Here is a 16,094-nt window from a genome sequence, read left to right on the forward strand (position 1 = left end):
CGCGATGAACTATATTCTCTTCGGCATCTATCCCTATATCGCCATCACAGTGATGGTGATCGCGAGCATCGCCCGCTATGAACGCGACCCCTTCACATGGAAATCCAAGTCGAGCCAGCTTCTACGCAAGAAGCAGTTTATCGCCGGGTCGGTTCTCTTCCACGTGGGCGTGCTGATGATCTTTGCCGGACATCTGGTCGGACTTCTGACCCCGATCCAGATCTTCGACATGCTGGGCATCGGCCATGGGACGAAACAGCTCCTCGCCATCGTGGCCGGCGGCGTAGCGGGGATCATGGCGCTGGTGGGCGGCGCGCTGCTGTTGCACAGGCGGCTGTTCGATCCGCGCATTCGCGCCAATTCCACTCTGGCCGATACCGGCATCATGGTGCTCCTGATGGCGCAATTGTTGCTCGGATTGATGACGATCGTCGTTTCGCTGGGCCATCTCGATGGCGCGGAGATGGTCAAGTTCATGAGCTGGGCGCAGGGCATCATCTACTTGCGCGCCGGAGCGGCGGATCACATCGCGGACGTGCATTGGCTCTTCAAGGCGCATATCCTTCTCGGCCTCACCATATTCCTGCTGTTCCCCTTCACCCGGCTCGTCCACATGTTCTCGGCCCCGGTGCGCTATCTGTGGCGGCCGGGCTACCAGATCGTGCGGTCGCGGCGCGGCGCAAAAACGGCCGGAATGACGCCTCTGCGCCGGCCAAGACAAGAGCCGGCGGAGTGACGATCATGGAACTTCATCTGAAACGCAGCCCGCCGCCGGTGCCCGTCACCGTCAACGGCGTTGTCATCCCCGCCGCGGCGATCGCCGCCGAGGCGCAGAACCATCCAGTGCCGAAGGGAAGGCCCGGCTGGGCATGGGGAGCAGCGGCGAGAGCGCTGGCCCTGCGCGAGGTATTGTTGCAGGAAGCGAAAGCATGCCGGATCGCCCCTGCTCCGATGGAGCTCGTCGCGGGGCAATGGGAGACTGAAGAGGAGTCGCTGATCCGCCAGCTTCTCGAAAGCGTCATTGTCCCGCCTGCGGCCAATGAGATGAGGTTGCGCTCGATCTACGAAAATGCGCCTGACCGTTTTCGCGGACCTTCCCTGTTCGAGGCGGCGCATATTCTCTTCGCGGCACCTCCCGGGGACGCCACCGCCCGGGCTACTGCCCAGGCACGCGCCGCGAAGGTTCTCATGGAGCTGCGATCCGCTCCACACCGCTTCGCCGCGCTGGCCGCCGACCACAGCGACTGCCCGTCCAGGACCAATGGCGGTCATCTCGGACAGCTTGCTTCGGGTGACACCGTGACGGAGTTCGAAACGGCTCTCATCGGCATGGAGGAAGGTGCTATCTCCGAGGAGCCCGTCGAGAGCCGCTACGGCTTCCACCTGATTCGCCTGGATGCACGGGCGCTCGGCGAAGTGCTCCCTTTCGCGGCCGTTCTGCCCCGGCTGCGTGAGGCGCAGGAGAAGACCGACTGGGTGCGTGCCAGCCGTGCCTATGTCGAGCAACTGGCGGCACGGGCCCACGTGACCGGCATAGACCTGGCAGAGGCTCCCTGGACCGAGGTGAAAAAAACCGCATGAGCGCATCTCAGGCCTTATCTGACCTCTTCTATTGCGGCTGCGATACCGAGCCGGACTCTGACGGGTTGATTTCCATTGATGCCGCCCTCCGCACGGGTCTGTTCCTTGCTCGGCCGGTGCAGGAGGTGGAGCGCCTGCCGCTCGACCAGGCGCATGGACGGGTGCTGGCAGAAGCGCTGCGGTCTGGCGTGGCGCTGCCGCACTTCGACAACTCGGCGATGGACGGCTATGCGATCCGGTCCGCCGACCTCTTGGGCGAGGGCCCATGGCGGCTGCCCATCGCCGGTCGTGTCGCGGCAGGCGACGCAGGTGATGCGGCGCCACCGGCCGGCACGGCCCTTCGGATCTTCACCGGCGCTCCAATCCCGCCCGGCTGCGATGCCGTGATCATGCAGGAAATGGCGCGGTCGCAGGGGCGTATCATTCAGATCGACCGGCGTCCTGAGCGTGGCGAGAATATCAGACGTGCCGGCGAGGACCTCGTTGTAGGCGCAGAGCTCCTGCCGGCGGGGCGCCGCATTGGACCGCGCGCGGCGGCACTGCTTGCCGCGACGGGCTGCGGCGAGGTCGCCGTCAGGCGTCGCATCAGAGTTGCATTCTTCAGCACCGGATCCGAACTGCGTTCTCCTGGTGCGCCGCTCTCCCGCGGACAGATCTGGAATGCCAATCGCTATCATCTCGCGGGCTCTCTCGACCTTCCCTGGGTGGAACGGCGGGATATGGGCAATGTCCCGGACAAGCCGGATCTCTTGCTGCAGGCATTGAAACAGGCGGCCCGCGATGCCGATATCGTCGTCACCACCGGGGGCGTATCGGTTGGTGAGGAGGATCATATGCCGGCGATGCTGCACGCCGCGGGCGGCAGGGCATATGCCATGAAGGTGGCGATAAAGCCCGGCAAACCGCTGATTATTGGTTGCATCGGCGGCGCGATCTATCTCGGCCTTCCCGGCAATCCGGTCTCGGCCTTCGTCACATGGCGTGTGATCGGGGCCCGCATCGCGGAAGCCTTAGCGGGGATCAGTGAAGGAGGTCCACGCCGCATCATCGTGCGTGCAGGCTTCGAGCGCTTCCGGCGTGCGGGACGTTGCGAGTTCTTGCCGGCCCGACTGGGCGGCTATGACGGCCACGGAACACGAATAGCGGAAATTGTCACAGCAACGGTTTCGCACCGGGTGGCCTTGCTGGCGCAGGCCGACGGCTTGTTGTTGATCCCGGCCGAGACCGAACGGATATCGCGCGGCGACATGCTGGAATTCGAGCCGTTCTGGGATGAAACAACAAAGGGCTAAGTCATGATTGAGCTGGGATATGTCATATTGCCGGGTCGGGGCTGCGTCGACCTTTTGCTCGCCGACGTCGTAAAGCACCTCGAAGCATATGGTGTCGCCCTCGCGGGAACCGTGCAGACGAATGAACAGCGCAATGATCGCGCGTTGTGCGATATGGACTTGCGCCTGTTGCCTGACGGGCCGGTGGTCCGTATCAGCGTCGATCGCGGCCCTGAAGCTCGCGGCTGCCGGCTGGATGCGGGCGTATTGGAGCAATCGGCGCTATGGGTTTCCGAAGCCATTCAAAGGGCCGAGCTCCTGGTCGTGAACAAATTCGGCAAGCAGGAGGCCGAGGGCAAGGGCCTCAGAGGAGCGATCTGCGAGGCTCTCGACCTGGGCCTGCCGGTGCTCGTCGGCGTCAACGGGCTAAATCTGCCGGCTTTCCTTGAATTCGCGGATGGCATGGCCACCAGCCTGACGCCCGATGCCGGCGTCATCACCGACTGGTGCCTCCAGGCTGAGCGGCGCCGGCCCGAACAGATATGTCAGCTCTCGAGCCCGATCAGCGCGTCATAGGGGACATCCACGACTACTTCGGTGCCTGGCGCAATAAAAGCCTCGCCCACCTTGAATGGCGCATCGATCTGCATCTCACCGCCCGTGCGCGCCACCGCATAGCGTACGATAGAGCCCAGGAACTCGCGATGCTGCACGGTGCCGGGAAGGCGCAGATGGCCGGCCGGCGCCGTCGTCGCCGAGGCCACGGCGAGTGTGCCATCCGCCGGACGGAAGGCGACCTTTGGCCCGCTCAGATGCCCGAGCGCCGCGCCGGCGCCGAGGCTTTCGCGCGCGAGGATATTGGCCGAGCCGAGAAAGCCCGCGACGAAGCTCGAGGCCGGGGCACGGTAAAGATCGACCGGCGAACCCGCCTGCAGGAGGCGTCCGTCATTGAGTATCGCGATGCGGTCGCAGATGGCGCTCGCCTCTTCCTGGTCATGGGTGACGAAGATGGTGGTGAGGCCCAGCTCCTGCTGCAATTCGCGCAGCCATCGTCTGAGCTCCGTGCGCACCGTGACGTCGAGCGCCCCGAAGGGCTCATCGAGCAGCAGCACCCGAGGCCTTATGACGAGCGCCCGGGCGAGGGCCACGCGCTGGCGCTGGCCGCCTGAAAGCTGGGCCGGAAACCGTTCACCCAGATTGGTGAGCCGCACCAGTTTCAGGATCTCGCTGACGCGCATCTGGATCTGCTCTTCCGTTGGCCGCGCATCGCGCGCCATCACGCGCAATCCGAAAGCGACATTCTCGAAGACGGAGAGATGCGGGAACAGCGCATAATGCTGGAAGACGAAGCCGATCTGCCGGTAGCGCGGCGCCACATCCGTCGCGTCCTCGCCGTCGAACAGCACCCGGCCTTGATCCGGCGTCTCGAGCCCGGCGATGATGCGTAAGAGCGTCGTCTTGCCCGAACCCGAAGGGCCGAGCAGCGCCACCAGTTCCCCCTTGGGGATGTCGAGGCTCACTGTGTCGAGCGCCTGATAGCGGCCGAAACGCTTGCTGACGGTATCGATTTGCAAAGTCATGGCGTTCAGGCTCCTTCCGCGTGGCGGCGCACGCCCCGGCGCTCGAGCAGGAATTTGGCGATGAGGGTGAGGACGGCGATCAGCATGAGCACCGAGGCGGCGGCGAAGGCGCCGACCGAATTATGGTCCTGATAGAGCAGCTCGACATGGAGCGGCAGCGTGTTGGTCTCGCCGCGCACATTACCGGAGACGATCGACACCGCGCCGAACTCGCCGAAAACGCGGGCATTGCACAGGATGATGCCATAGATGAGCGCCCAGCGCATGCCGGGCAGGCTGATGCGCCAGAAGGTCTGGAAGCCCGAGGCGCCGAGCGAAATGCCCGCCTCCTCGCGCTCGCGCCCTTGCGTCTCGAGCAGCGGGATCAACTCGCGCGCGACGAAAGGCGCCGTCACGAACAGGCTCGCCAGTACGATGCCGGGCAGCGCGAACATGATCTTGATGTCATTGGCCTGGAGCCACGGGCCGAACAGCCCTTGCGCGCCAAAGACGAACAGATAGGCGACGCCCGCGACGATCGGCGAGATCGAATAAGGCAGCTCGATGATCGCGGTGAGAAGCCGACGGCCAGGGAAGTCGAACTTAGCGATGGCCCAGGCGGCGGCGATCCCAAACAGCGTGTTGATCGGCACGGCGATAAGCGCCGTGATGACCGACAGCTTGATCGCATGGAGCGTGTCGGGGGTGAACAGGCTGTCGAAATAGCGCGCAGCACCTTCGGCGAAAGCATAGCTCAGGATCGCCAGGAGCGGTGCCGCGATGAGGAACAAGGCGATGATCGTTACGGCGCCGATGAGAAGACGCCTGATCAAGGGATGATCGCCGACACGTTTGGTGGCCATGTCAGCTCCGCGTCAGATGCCGGCCATACCAGGACTGCGCCAGGCTGGTCAGGATGAGGATGGTGAGGGAAGCCAAGAGCATCACCGTCGCGATCGCCGCCGCGCCGGGATAATCGAACTCCTCGATACGGATGAAGGCGAGCAGCGAGGTGATCTCGGTCGACATCGGCTGGTTGCCGGCGATGAAGATGATGGCGCCGAACTCGCCGAGGCAGCGCACGAAGGCGAAGGAGATGCCGGCGAGAAGTGCCGGCATCAGCAACGGCAGTATGACGCGGCGCATGGTGTCGAGATCGCCGGCACCTAGGCAGGATGCGGCATCCTCGAATTCGGGATCGAGCTCTTCCAGCACCGGCTGCACCGTGCGCACGATGAAGGGAAGGCTGGTGAAGATCATCGCGATGATGATGCCGAGCGGCGTATAGGCGACCTCGATACCGATCTGGGCCAAAGGCGCTCCGAACCAGCCGTTCTTGGCGAAGAGCGCGGTCAGCGTCACACCCGCGACCGCCGTCGGCAGGGCGAAGGGTACATCGACCAGCGTGTCGAGAAGGCGCTTGCCCGGAAAGTCATAGCGCACGAGCACCCAAGCGAAGGCGAAGCCGAAGATCGCGTTGAAGAGCGTGGCGGCAAGCGCCGAGAGCCCGGTGACGCGATAGGTCGCAAGTGCCCGGGGTGAGGTAACGATGTTCCAGAATTCGGCAAATGAGAGGCTCATCGCCTTGAGCAGCACCGCCGCCACCGGCAGCGCGATGATCAGCGCCACATAGATGAGGGTGACGCCGAGCGAAAGGGGAAGGCCGGGAAGTACGCGCCGTTGCGGCATGAGGGATAGGAACCGTAATTCAAGGAAACGGGGCGGGATGATCCCGCCCCGTCGTTATTATGCATTTATCAGCCTCAGCGTGCGACGAACAGCTGATCCAGGATGCCGTCCGAGCCGAAATGCTCCTTCGTGACCTTCGGCCAGCCGCCGAACACGTCCTCGACGGTCACCAGCTTCACTTCCGGGAAATCTGCCTTGTGGCGCTCGACCACGTTCGGCTCATGCACACGGTTGCCGAACTGCGCCACGATCTCCTGGCCTTCCGGCGAATAGAGGAACTTGAGATAGGACTCGGCGATGGCGCGCGAGCCGCGCTTGTCGACGACCTTGTCGACCACAGCGACCGGGAACTCGGCGAGCAGGCTCGCCGGTGGCGTCACGAGGTCGAACTTGTCCTCGCCGAATTCCTTGGCGATGGCGCGCGTCTCGGCCTCGAAGGTGATGAGCACATCGCCGGTCTCGCGCTCGACGAAAGTGGTGGTGGCGCCGCGTCCGCCGGTGTCGAAGACCGGCACATTGGCGAAGAGCTTCTTGATGAAGTCGTGGATCTTCGTCTCGTCGCCCTGGAAGGCCTCCTTCGCATAGGCCCAGGCGGCGAGATAGGTGTAGCGCGCATTGCCCGAGGTCTTGGGGTTCGGGAAGATCACCTTCACATCCTCGCGGACGAGATCGCCCCAGTCCTTGATGCCCTTCGGATTGCCTTCGCGGACGAGGAAGGATGGGAATGAATAGTAGGGCGAGGCGTTGTTGGGCAGCCGCGTCTGCCAGTCGGCGGCGACGAGACCGCCCTTGTCGGAGAGGATCTGGACGTCGGTCACCTGGTTGAAGGTTACCACATCGGCCTCGAGGCCCTCGAGGATGGCGCGCGCCTGCTTGGAGGAGCCGGCATGCGACTGCTTGACCTCGAGATCCTTGCCCGTCTCGGCCTTGTATTTGGCGATGAAGGCCTTATTGATCTCGGCATAAAGCTCGCGCGCAATGTCGTAGGAGACATTGAGGATCGCGTTCGGTTCTTCGGCCTTTGCCGGCGCCGCGAACGCCAGGGCGGCCAGCGCAGCCGCCACGATCAGCTTTTTCATAAATCCTCCAAGGGGATAAGAGAAGGCAGGTGAGAGTTCTGTATAAAATTCCACCCGTTCTATAAAAAGAACAAAGGGCTTGTCAAGCAGGCCCGGGCGATATTTCCTAAGACCTGCCTTGAGAAAATCTGCGGGCGCTCTTGAACCGCAGACACCGGCCTGACCAAGGGTCGTTTTGATCCTTGCCTGGCGTCGATGGCGCGCGAATACTGGCGCAATGACGATCCGGCTGACGGTCAGAAAGAAGATCATGGGAATCGCCGTCGGGCTGATCGTCCTGATGGCCGTCACCGCCATCCTCTCGCTCATCTGGGTCATGCAGGTGGAGCGCCGCATCGAGGAGCTCTCGAACAGCTACATCCCGGCCTACGGACATCTGGCGCGCACGAATATCCGCTCGCTCGAACGGGCGCTGGCGCTGCGTCGCATGGTCATCGACAAGATACAGTCTCCTTCAGACGATGGCGGGCTGGCCCAGATGCGTGCCCTGTTCGACAGCAAGGGAGCCGAGGTCGAGAAGGAGGCGCAGGCCGCGCGCGATGTGATCAACGGCCTCATCAAGACCAAGCAGGCCAGTACCGACGAGACCATCGCGCTGGTCCGGCTCGACAGCCGCATCGCCGCGGCCATGACGGATACTCGCGGTCAGTTGAATCGCGAGATCGAGCGATTACTCATGGCGCTCGATGCCGGCGACAGCAAAGCGGTGACCGACAGCCTCGGCCGCGTCGATGATTTGCGCGACGACCTCATTAAGAAGCTCGACTCCATTCGTGCCGATATGCTGGCTTTGTTGGAAACGGAAGCGGAAGCGACGGTCAGCAAGCAGCGCCAGGCCATGCTGCTCGCCGCAGCCGTTACCGCGCTCGCCGCCCTCCTCGGGCTTCTGTTCGCGGCACTGGTCAGCGGTGGCATCGTGCGCCCGGTGCAGCGCTTGCTGGCAGGCGCCCGCGCGGTCGAGGCGGGCAATCTCGACCAGACGCTGACGGTGACCTCGAAGGACGAGATCGGCCACCTCACCATGGCATTCAACCGCATGGTCGAGCAGTTGCGCCTCAAGGAGCATATTCGCCGCACCTTCGGCAAATATGTCGATCCACGCGTGGTCGAGGGCCTGATCGATCATCCTGTGCTGGCCGCCGAGGGACAGCATCGGGTCATGACCGTGATGTTCTGCGACGTGAAGGGATTCACCGGCATCAGCGAGGAGACGACCTCGCAAGGCCTCGTCAAGATCATGAACCGTTACTTCTCGGTGATGTCCGCGCCGATCCGCGACCGCGGCGGGATCATCGACAAATATATCGGTGACGCCATCATGGCCTATTGGGGACCTCCCTTCACCGAGGACGCCGATCAGGCCCGGTTTGCGAGCCGCGCCGCGCTCGACATGCTGGAGCGTGTCGTCCCGCTCAAGGCCGAATTCGCCGGGCTGCTCGGCATGCGCAGCCTGCCGATCGCGTTCGACATTCGCATCGGCATCGCCACCGGCGAGGCGCTGGTCGGCAGCGTCGGCTCCGAATTGATGATGAGCTATACCGTCCTTGGCGAGACGGTCAACCTGGCTTCCCGCCTGGAAGGCGCCAACAAAATCTATGGCAGCCGCATTCTGGTGTCGGCGGACACGATGGCGAAGGCGGCGCCGGTAATCGAGATGCGCGAGATCGATCGCGTGATCGTCCTCGGCGAGAGCCGGCCGCAGACGATATTCGAGATCATGGGACGCCAAGGCGAGCTGACGGCGGCACAGCTCGAGCTCAAGCGCCATTTCGCCGATGGGCTTGCGGCCTACCGCGCCCGCGACTGGGATGGCGCCCGCCGCGCCTTCACCGCGGCATTGGCCGCGGTTCCGGGCGATGGCCCGTCGACGACCTTCCTCAGGCGCATCGACGCCTTCACCGCGGCGCCACCCGCTGCCGGCTGGGACGGAACCTGGCATCTCGATCGGAAATAGGCTCAAGCTCGAGCTCCCTCAGAGCAAATCCCGCCAAAGTTGAAGACTTTGGCGATCAGGATTTGCTCCAAGATATTGATTTGGCGCAGATCCTTTTCGGCGAAGTGATTCCACTTCGCCGGGATGCGCACTAGGCAGCGACAGCACCACTTTCATGCCGCCTTCCGGGCGTTGCGACATGGAGATATCGCCGTGATGCGCCCGGGCGATGCCCCGCGCGATCGCGAGCCCCAGACCGATGCCGCCCGTCTCGCGGTTGCGCGAGCGATCGAGTCGGTGGAAGGGCTGGAACACCCCTTCGATCTCGTCCGCGGGGATGCCTTCGCCTTCGTCCTCGATCACCACATCGACGCCGCCTGCCCCCTGCACGACCGAGACTTTGGCACTTTTTCCGTATTTGACGGCATTGTCGATGAGATTGGCGAGGCAGCGCTTGAGCGCGACGGGACGGCCGGTGCACACAATGCGCGCCGGCGCCCCCGCGTGCTCCATCCGCACATCCGGAAACTCGTCGCATAGTGTCTCGACGAGCGAAACCATTTCGAACCGCTCGTCCGCCTCCTTGTGAAGCTCGTGATTGGCGAAGTCGACGACCGACTGGATGATGGCCTCGATCTCGGCCAGGTCGGCGATGAGCGCCCGGGTCTCGGTCTTCTGCTTGAGCAGCTCGAAGCGCAGGCGCAGACGCGTCACGGGCGTGCGCAGATCATGCGCCAGCGCCGCCGCCAGATGCTCGCGCTCCGACACGTAGTCGCGCACCTTCCCTTGCATCCAGTTGATGGCGCGCACCGCCGCTTTCACCTCCCGGCTCCCGGTCTCGGGCAGCGGCGGCCGGTTGAGATCATCGCCGATCGCCTTGACCGCCCTCTCGAAGGCCGCATAGGGCTGGGTGAGCTGCCGGATCGTCCATAGCGAGAGAAGGATGATCGCCGCCGCGGCCCCGAGATAGAGAGGAATGTTCCGGGACGTGAGCACCGGCGGATCGGGTGTCACCGGCGATACGAAATTGAGCCATTCCCCGTCCTTGAACTGGACCGAGACGGTGAACCGCCCGCTGCGGCCCAGATCGCTGGCGGCTTCCGAGAGCTGTTCCTCCACATCGCCCTGCCCGTCCTCTGCAACGCTCGCATGCGGCTCGGCCGTCTTGGCCGCCGCCGTATCCGCCTCGCGGATCCTGACATCGGCAACGCCGATGCGCCCAAGCTTAGCGACAAGAATATCCTCGAGCTCGGCCAGCTCGTCATCGGCGGGAATGGCGCTCGTGATCGCCGGCTGGCGCGACATCGAAAGCGTCAAAGGCGGCGTGGCGAGATCGTTGAGGAGTGCCGGGCGCGCGTCCGGGGTTGCTGAATTCAAGGCTTTCGACAGAGCGACGGTGCGCTCACCGAGCCGGAAGAGATCGAAGGAGCGCCCGCTGCTCGCCACGCCATGCGAGGCGATGATCAGCGTGGCGGTCTGCGCCGCGATCAGCCCGGCGACCACGATCAGCAAGATCCAGGCCGGCAGCGATTGCGGCACCAGCCGTCTCATGAGGCTTCGACCGAAGGGGCGAACATATAGCCGCCACCTCTGATGGTGACGATGAAATTCGCGCTGTCGGCTGTCGCGGCGAGCTTGCGGCGCAGGCGGCTCACTAGAATATCGATGCTGCGGTCGAAGGCCTGCGCGTCGCGGCCCTGCGTCAGGTCGAGCAGCTGGTCGCGGCTGAGGGTGCGGCGCGGATGCATGACGAAGACGCTGAGAAGGTCGAACTCGGCCGTGGTCAGCGTGACCACGACATTGTCGTCGCTCCATAGCCGTCGTTGTGCGACATCGAGCGTCCAGCCGGCGAAATTGTAGGTTTGCGCCGGGCGCGCCTGCTTCCCTGCCTCGCTGGCAGCGGAGAAGCGCCTGATCACCGCCCGGGCCCGCGCCAGAAGCTCGCGCGGATCGAAGGGCTTGGCGAGATAATCGTCGGCGCCCATTTCGAGGCCGACGATGCGGTCCGTCGTTTCGCCGACCGCCGTCACCATGATGATCGGCACCTGCGACTTGGCGCGGAAATCGCGACAGAGCTCCAGGCCGTTCCGGCCGGGCAGCATGACGTCGAGTACGACGAGATCGAAGTTGCACCGGCGCAACCGTGCCTGCATCTGGGCTTCGTCATGCGCCACGGTGACGCGATAGCCATGGCGCTCGAAGAAATGCCGGATCAGATCGCAGATCTCGCGATCATCGTCGACGACCAGCAGATGGGCGCCGGTTTTCATATGCGCGCTTTCCATGACACGTCCGTAATGCGGAGAAATCCCATTTGGAATTCGGCCATAACATGCGCTTTGGCGCCATTCCAGTTGCCCGGGCGACAGCTTTTGTGTCTGCCGCTTACGGCCGGAAACATGATGTTACAGAGACGGCGCTCACCGGAAAAATTTCCGAAAACCCCAGGGCCTATGACCCGTGGCGACAGCGATGCGCAACTCTGGTTCCTCTTCCAAGTCCCCCGTGAGCTGCAGGACCCGGAGCCTGCGCATCGCCTGTCTCGTGGCGCTGGCAGGCGGTTTCGCCGTGCTTGCGAGTCCCGTTGAAGCTGCGGCGGAGAGGACGAGGTCCGACCGCTGCGGCGTCCTGCAGGACCAGCTCGCCGAGCAGATCAAGACCCATTCCGGGTCGAGCCGCTCTGCCAAGGCCGCGACCATCGGAGCTGCGGCGAGAAAGCTCTGCGCTGAGGGCAAGCAGGCCCAGGGGCTCAGAGCTTATGTCAAGGCACTCCAGCTGTTCGGGGTCCAGCCCGTCGACCCGAAATGAACCGAAGCCGAGCCTCGTGCTTCTCAATGATTGGAATGGAAATCGATATGAAGAAACTCACTTTGGCCGCCTTGAGCCTCGCGACCGCGCTGGCTTTCACGACGCCGGCCGTTCTGGTCGCGCCGGCGACCGCCGCGACCACCGCCGCCACCGCAACGCATGGGCCGGCTAAAGCGTCCAAGAAGACAACGACCAAGACCGCCACGAATCAAGTGACCAAGTCGTCCAAGAACAAGAAGATCTGCAAGGACACCAGGACGCAGAAGTGTCCGGTGACGAAGAACAAGAAGAACAAGAAAAAGAAATAACAGATCACGATGAGTTTGGATTGAGTCAATCCAAACTCATAAACGTGATCGATTCTACATTTTGGCGCGGGATTCTTGCGAAAAACCGGTGCCCACTTTTTCGCATCCCGCGCTGGGACGGCGACGGGCGCGTGATCGGAAAAGGCGGAAGCCGGTCTTCCATCCGATCACGCGCCGACCGCCAGGCCGGGTGTATCCATGAGGGATCCACTGGCGTATTCTTTCCCGACGCCAACAGCACGAAGGAGATCCCCATGTCCGCCGCCGCTGTATATCTCTGGTATGTCGTCGTCGCCGGGCCGCAAGGCGGCTTGATCGCGCTGCCGAGCCCCTTCGACCAGCAGGACCAGTGCCTCGCCGCCATCAAGGCCTATGAGGCGACGAAGCCTCAGGCCGGCTGGATTATGCAATGCATTCCCGCCGGCCCGCCGCTCGGCGATGAGGAGGTTCCCGAAGACGGCGCCCCCGCCGAGCAGCAGTAGCATACACAATTCAGATCAGCGCCGCTCTTCGCCGCACAAAGGGCATGCCCAGGGAAGCCGGCTGGCCGGTGCGCGGCGAGCGTCAGATCTGCTGCGTCACGATCAGGCTCGTCAGGCCCTGACAGAATAAGACCGTGCTTAAGCCGACCATGATCTGCGAAGGGAACGACACGACGAGCCAGTTCACAATGAAATGGCCGATGAAGAACTCGGCCTGGGATTGACGGCGCCGATGCGCTCCTCCAGAGATGCGATCAGGGCGCTATCCACCATATGAATGACCACCCACATAGGCTGTCGTGCAGGCGTCTTCTACACACCCCATATTTGTCGGGTAAAACCGCCGGGAGACCGTGATGAGCGCCTTCAACCCCGAAAATGCCTTCTGGAGCGACCTGTTCGCCAGGATTGCCGAGCGCGGTCGCCAATGGCTCGGACGGCCGCTTGCCTCCGGCTCGCCGGCGCAAGGCAAGATCGCCGAACTGGCCTCGAGCCTCATGTCGACGAAGGGCGAGGCCTCGGGGGTCGCCCTGGCGCGCGCCGTGGTCGCGCAATGGAAGACCATGGACAAGCCGGCGCGGCGCGCCTGGTTCGCGATGCTGGCGGAGGATTTCGGGCCCGCGGCGGAAAAGCTGACCGCGGCGGTGGCCGAATGGCAGGCGCAGCCGACGCCCGAAGCGGCGCAGAAGCTGCACGCCGCTGCCGAGCCGCTGCGCCAGGAGCTGCTGCGCCGCATCAATCTGGCGCCGGGAGGTACCGCGGCGCTCGTGAACATGCGCGAAGAGCTGCTCGGTTTCCTGCGCGACAACCCGGAACTGGAAGCCGTCGATGCCGACTTCGTCCATCTGCTGACCTCGTGGTTCAACCGCGGCTTTCTGCTGCTGCGCCCGATAGACTGGTCTTCGCCGGCGGCCGTTCTCGAAAAGATCATCCACTACGAGGCGGTGCATGAGATCAAGGACTGGAACGATCTCAGGCGGCGCCTCAAGCCCGAGGACCGACGCTGCTTCGCGTTCTTCCATCCCCAGATGCCGGACGAACCCTTGATCTTCGTCGAGGTGGCACTCACCTCCGGCATCCCCGGAAATATTGGCCAGTTATTGTCCGAGGAGCGGGCGGCTCTCGCGCTTCGCAATGCCGACACGGCGGTTTTCTATTCCATCTCCAACACACAGGTCGGGCTCAAGGGTATTTCCTTCGGCAATTTCCTGATCAAGCAGGTCGTGGAGGAGTTGCTGCGCGACACGCCCTGGCTCAAGACTTTCGTCACGCTCTCACCGGTGCCGGGTTTCGCCGCCTGGCTCGACGCCAGTCGGAAGGAAAGCTCCGCGATCCTCGCCGTCCTCGATGGCCACGAAAAGCTTGCCGCCCTCGACGAACCGGGCTGGCATGAGGATGCCGTTATCCGGGCCGGGCTCGAGCCGGTCCTGCAACAGGCCGCGGCCCTCTATCTGCTGCGCGGCAAAGGCGCCAACAACAGGCCGCTGGATCCGGTGGCCCGCTTCCATCTCGGCAACGGCGCGCGGCTCGAGCACATCCATGCTTCGGGTGACATGTCCGCCAAGGGCTTGCGCCAGTCCTTTGGCGTCATGGTAAACTACCTCTACGATCTCGACGCCATCGAGAAGAACCACGAGAACTATGCCGACAGCGGCGAGGTCGCGCATTCATCGGTGATAAGAAAGATCCTGGCCGATGATGTGTCGATGCTGACCCGCAATGTCCAGAGCCTTCTCGGTTCGGAAAAGTCCAGAAAGAAGGAAGCCAAGCTCCCATGAATTGGTCCTATGCGCCTGATCCGCAAGTGCGCAATCTGCCTGAGCTGGTGCAGCGACGCATGAAGTCGCCGGAGAAGGTCTTCATCCGCAACGGCGACGGTCGCACCTTTACCTATTTCGATATCTGGGCGCTTGCCGGCCAGATGGCCAATGCCTTGGCGGCGCAGGGCGTGAAGACGGGGGACCGCGTCGCCATCCAGGCCGAGAAGAGCCCGGAAGCCATCACGCTTTTCCTCGCCTGCGCCAAGCTCGGTGCCGTCTATCTGCCGCTCAACACCGCCTATACAATCGCTGAGGTCGACTACTTCCTGGGCGATGCTGAGCCTTCCGCCTTGATCGTCATGCCGGAGCGCCTCGATACACTGGCGGACCTCGCCGGGCGGCGCAACGTCTCCGCCTTGCTCTCCCTCGGCACAAAAGGTGAGGGAACATTCATGGATGCGACCCGGCGCCAGACATGCGGTTTCACCGATGCGAAAGTGGAATGGTCCGACCTCGCCGCGATTCTCTATACGTCCGGCACCACCGGCCGCTCCAAGGGCGCCATGCTGACCCATGGCAATCTCGCCTCCAATGCGTTGAGCCTCATCGACACGTGGCGCTTTAGCGAGCGCGACGTCCTTATTCATGCTTTGCCGGTCTACCACACGCATGGTCTCTTCACCGCGACCAACACGCTGCTGCTGTCCGCCGGCACCATGCTGTTCCGGCAGAAATTCGACGCCGATGACGTCATGCGGCTGATGCCCGAAGCCACCACGATGATGGGTGTCCCGACATTCTATACGCGCCTTCTGCAGCACCCGGGTTTGATCCGCGAGGCGACCGCCCATATGCGGCTCTTTATTTCCGGCTCGGCGCCCCTCCTCGCTGAAACGCACCGGGAGTTCCGCGAGCGCACCGGCCATGCGATCCTCGAACGCTTCGGCATGACCGAGACGAACATGAACACGTCGAACCCCTATGATGGCGAGCGCATCGCCGGAACGGTTGGCCTCCCACTTCCCGGCGTCGACGTGCGCATCAGCGATCCCGGGAGCGGCACGCCGCTGCCGGCCGGCGAGATCGGCATGATCGAGGTGCGCGGTCCTAATGTGTTCAAAGGCTATTGGCGGATGCCGGAGAAGACGGCGGCCGAATTCAGACCCGACGGCTTCTTCATCACCGGCGATCTGGGCCGCATCGACGACAATGGCTATGTATCGATCGTCGGCCGCGGCAAGGATCTCATCATCACCGGCGGCTTCAATGTCTATCCCAAGGAAGTCGAAAGCGAGATCGACAGCCTCGACGGCATCGTCGAATCGGCGGTGATCGGCCTGCCGCATCCCGATTTCGGCGAAGGCGTCACCGCTGTCGTGGTGCGTTCGGGCAACGATCTTCTCGAAAGGGAGATCCTGCGACGGCTTGAAGACCGGCTAGCCAAGTTCAAACTGCCCAAGCAGGTGATCTTCGTTGACGATCTGCCGCGCAACGCGATGGGCAAGGTGCAGAAGAACGTGCTGCGCCAGGCCTATGCCGATCTCTACCGCCAGACGTGACTGGTCTGGCTTAACTCGATGGTCGGCCGGGCAGCCGTCGCCGCTGACGCGCCATTGTCAGCGGC

Annotated in this window: 16 protein-coding genes; 10 read left to right on the top strand and 6 right to left on the bottom strand. The window is 63.5% G+C overall.

The window, feature by feature from the left end; translation table 11 throughout:
• The first annotated feature begins 4 nt into the window (after positions 1 to 4).
• From narI to G5V57_RS02445, 4 genes are read left to right on the top strand one after another with little or no spacing between them, the layout of a single operon-like run.
• Positions 5 to 736 (top strand): respiratory nitrate reductase subunit gamma, encoded by a 732-nt coding sequence (gene narI / locus G5V57_RS02430; protein ID WP_165166034.1) that lies wholly within the window; start codon positions 5 to 7, stop codon positions 734 to 736.
• 5 nt (positions 737 to 741) lie between these two features.
• On the top strand, positions 742 to 1,581 hold the full coding sequence (locus G5V57_RS02435; RefSeq protein WP_165173769.1) for a peptidylprolyl isomerase: 840 nt from the start codon (positions 742 to 744) through the stop codon (positions 1,579 to 1,581).
• Positions 1,578 to 2,873 carry a gephyrin-like molybdotransferase Glp gene (gene glp, locus G5V57_RS02440; RefSeq protein ID WP_165166035.1) on the top strand — a complete coding sequence of 432 codons (1,296 nt, stop codon included), beginning with the start codon at positions 1,578 to 1,580 and terminating at the stop codon, positions 2,871 to 2,873. Before G5V57_RS02435 ends, glp begins: the two co-directional genes overlap by 4 nt.
• A gap of 3 nt (positions 2,874 to 2,876) precedes the next feature.
• Positions 2,877 to 3,428, top strand: a complete 552-nt coding sequence (locus G5V57_RS02445; RefSeq protein WP_206530184.1) for a DUF2478 domain-containing protein — start codon at positions 2,877 to 2,879, stop codon at positions 3,426 to 3,428.
• Here the strand turns inward: G5V57_RS02445 and G5V57_RS02450 are convergent.
• The 4 genes from G5V57_RS02450 to cysP all read right to left on the bottom strand — a co-directional run bounded on the left by G5V57_RS02450 (position 3,398) and on the right by cysP (position 7,179).
• A complete protein-coding gene (locus G5V57_RS02450) occupies positions 3,398 to 4,432 on the bottom strand; it encodes a sulfate/molybdate ABC transporter ATP-binding protein (protein ID WP_165166036.1) in 1,035 nt (344 codons plus the stop codon). The genes G5V57_RS02445 and G5V57_RS02450 overlap by 31 nt on opposite strands.
• A gap of 5 nt (positions 4,433 to 4,437) precedes the next feature.
• Positions 4,438 to 5,274: a sulfate ABC transporter permease subunit CysW gene (gene cysW, locus G5V57_RS02455; RefSeq protein WP_165166037.1), complete on the bottom strand. Its 837-nt coding sequence runs from the start codon at positions 5,272 to 5,274 to the stop codon at positions 4,438 to 4,440.
• A gap of 1 nt (position 5,275) precedes the next feature.
• The gene (gene cysT, locus G5V57_RS02460; protein ID WP_165166038.1) at positions 5,276 to 6,100 is read right to left on the bottom strand and encodes a sulfate ABC transporter permease subunit CysT; all 825 of its coding nucleotides are present in this window, start codon (positions 6,098 to 6,100) and stop codon (positions 5,276 to 5,278) included.
• A 74-nt stretch (positions 6,101 to 6,174) separates the two neighbouring features.
• Entirely contained in the window at positions 6,175 to 7,179 is a 1,005-nt protein-coding gene (gene cysP, locus G5V57_RS02465; RefSeq protein WP_165166039.1) for a thiosulfate ABC transporter substrate-binding protein CysP, read from the bottom strand.
• A 217-nt stretch (positions 7,180 to 7,396) separates the two neighbouring features.
• On the opposite strand from cysP, the gene G5V57_RS02470 reads away from it, so the two are divergent.
• Positions 7,397 to 9,133, top strand: a complete 1,737-nt coding sequence (locus G5V57_RS02470) for an adenylate/guanylate cyclase domain-containing protein (RefSeq protein ID WP_165166040.1) — start codon at positions 7,397 to 7,399, stop codon at positions 9,131 to 9,133.
• 18 nt (positions 9,134 to 9,151) lie between these two features.
• Here the strand turns inward: G5V57_RS02470 and G5V57_RS02475 are convergent, their stop codons facing one another.
• On the bottom strand, positions 9,152 to 10,663 hold the full coding sequence (locus G5V57_RS02475; RefSeq protein WP_165166041.1) for an ATP-binding protein: 1,512 nt from the start codon (positions 10,661 to 10,663) through the stop codon (positions 9,152 to 9,154).
• Positions 10,660 to 11,382 (bottom strand): response regulator, encoded by a 723-nt coding sequence (locus G5V57_RS02480; RefSeq protein WP_165166042.1) that lies wholly within the window; start codon positions 11,380 to 11,382, stop codon positions 10,660 to 10,662. The genes G5V57_RS02475 and G5V57_RS02480 overlap by 4 nt, the downstream gene beginning before the upstream one ends.
• A 235-nt stretch (positions 11,383 to 11,617) precedes the next feature.
• On the opposite strand from G5V57_RS02480, the gene G5V57_RS02485 reads away from it, so the two are divergent.
• From G5V57_RS02485 to G5V57_RS02505, 5 genes are all read left to right on the top strand, one after another.
• Positions 11,618 to 11,920 (top strand): hypothetical protein, encoded by a 303-nt coding sequence (locus tag G5V57_RS02485; protein ID WP_165166043.1) that lies wholly within the window; start codon positions 11,618 to 11,620, stop codon positions 11,918 to 11,920.
• Between the two features lie 47 nt (positions 11,921 to 11,967).
• Positions 11,968 to 12,228, top strand: a complete 261-nt coding sequence (locus G5V57_RS02490; RefSeq protein WP_165166044.1) for a hypothetical protein — start codon at positions 11,968 to 11,970, stop codon at positions 12,226 to 12,228.
• A 254-nt stretch (positions 12,229 to 12,482) separates the two neighbouring features.
• Positions 12,483 to 12,710, top strand: coding sequence for a hypothetical protein (locus tag G5V57_RS02495; RefSeq protein WP_165166045.1), 228 nt, complete (start codon positions 12,483 to 12,485; stop codon positions 12,708 to 12,710).
• Positions 12,711 to 13,066: 356 nt separating this feature from the next.
• The gene (locus G5V57_RS02500) at positions 13,067 to 14,488 is read left to right on the top strand and encodes a malonyl-CoA decarboxylase (protein ID WP_165166046.1); all 1,422 of its coding nucleotides are present in this window, start codon (positions 13,067 to 13,069) and stop codon (positions 14,486 to 14,488) included.
• Positions 14,485 to 16,029, top strand: coding sequence for a malonyl-CoA synthase (locus tag G5V57_RS02505; protein ID WP_165166047.1), 1,545 nt, complete (start codon positions 14,485 to 14,487; stop codon positions 16,027 to 16,029). The genes G5V57_RS02500 and G5V57_RS02505 overlap by 4 nt, the downstream gene beginning before the upstream one ends.
• The last annotated feature ends 65 nt before the right edge of the window (positions 16,030 to 16,094 follow it).

Origin of the sequence: Nordella sp. HKS 07, assembly GCF_011046735.1 — a bacterium.
GTDB lineage: Bacteria > Pseudomonadota > Alphaproteobacteria > Rhizobiales > Aestuariivirgaceae > Taklimakanibacter.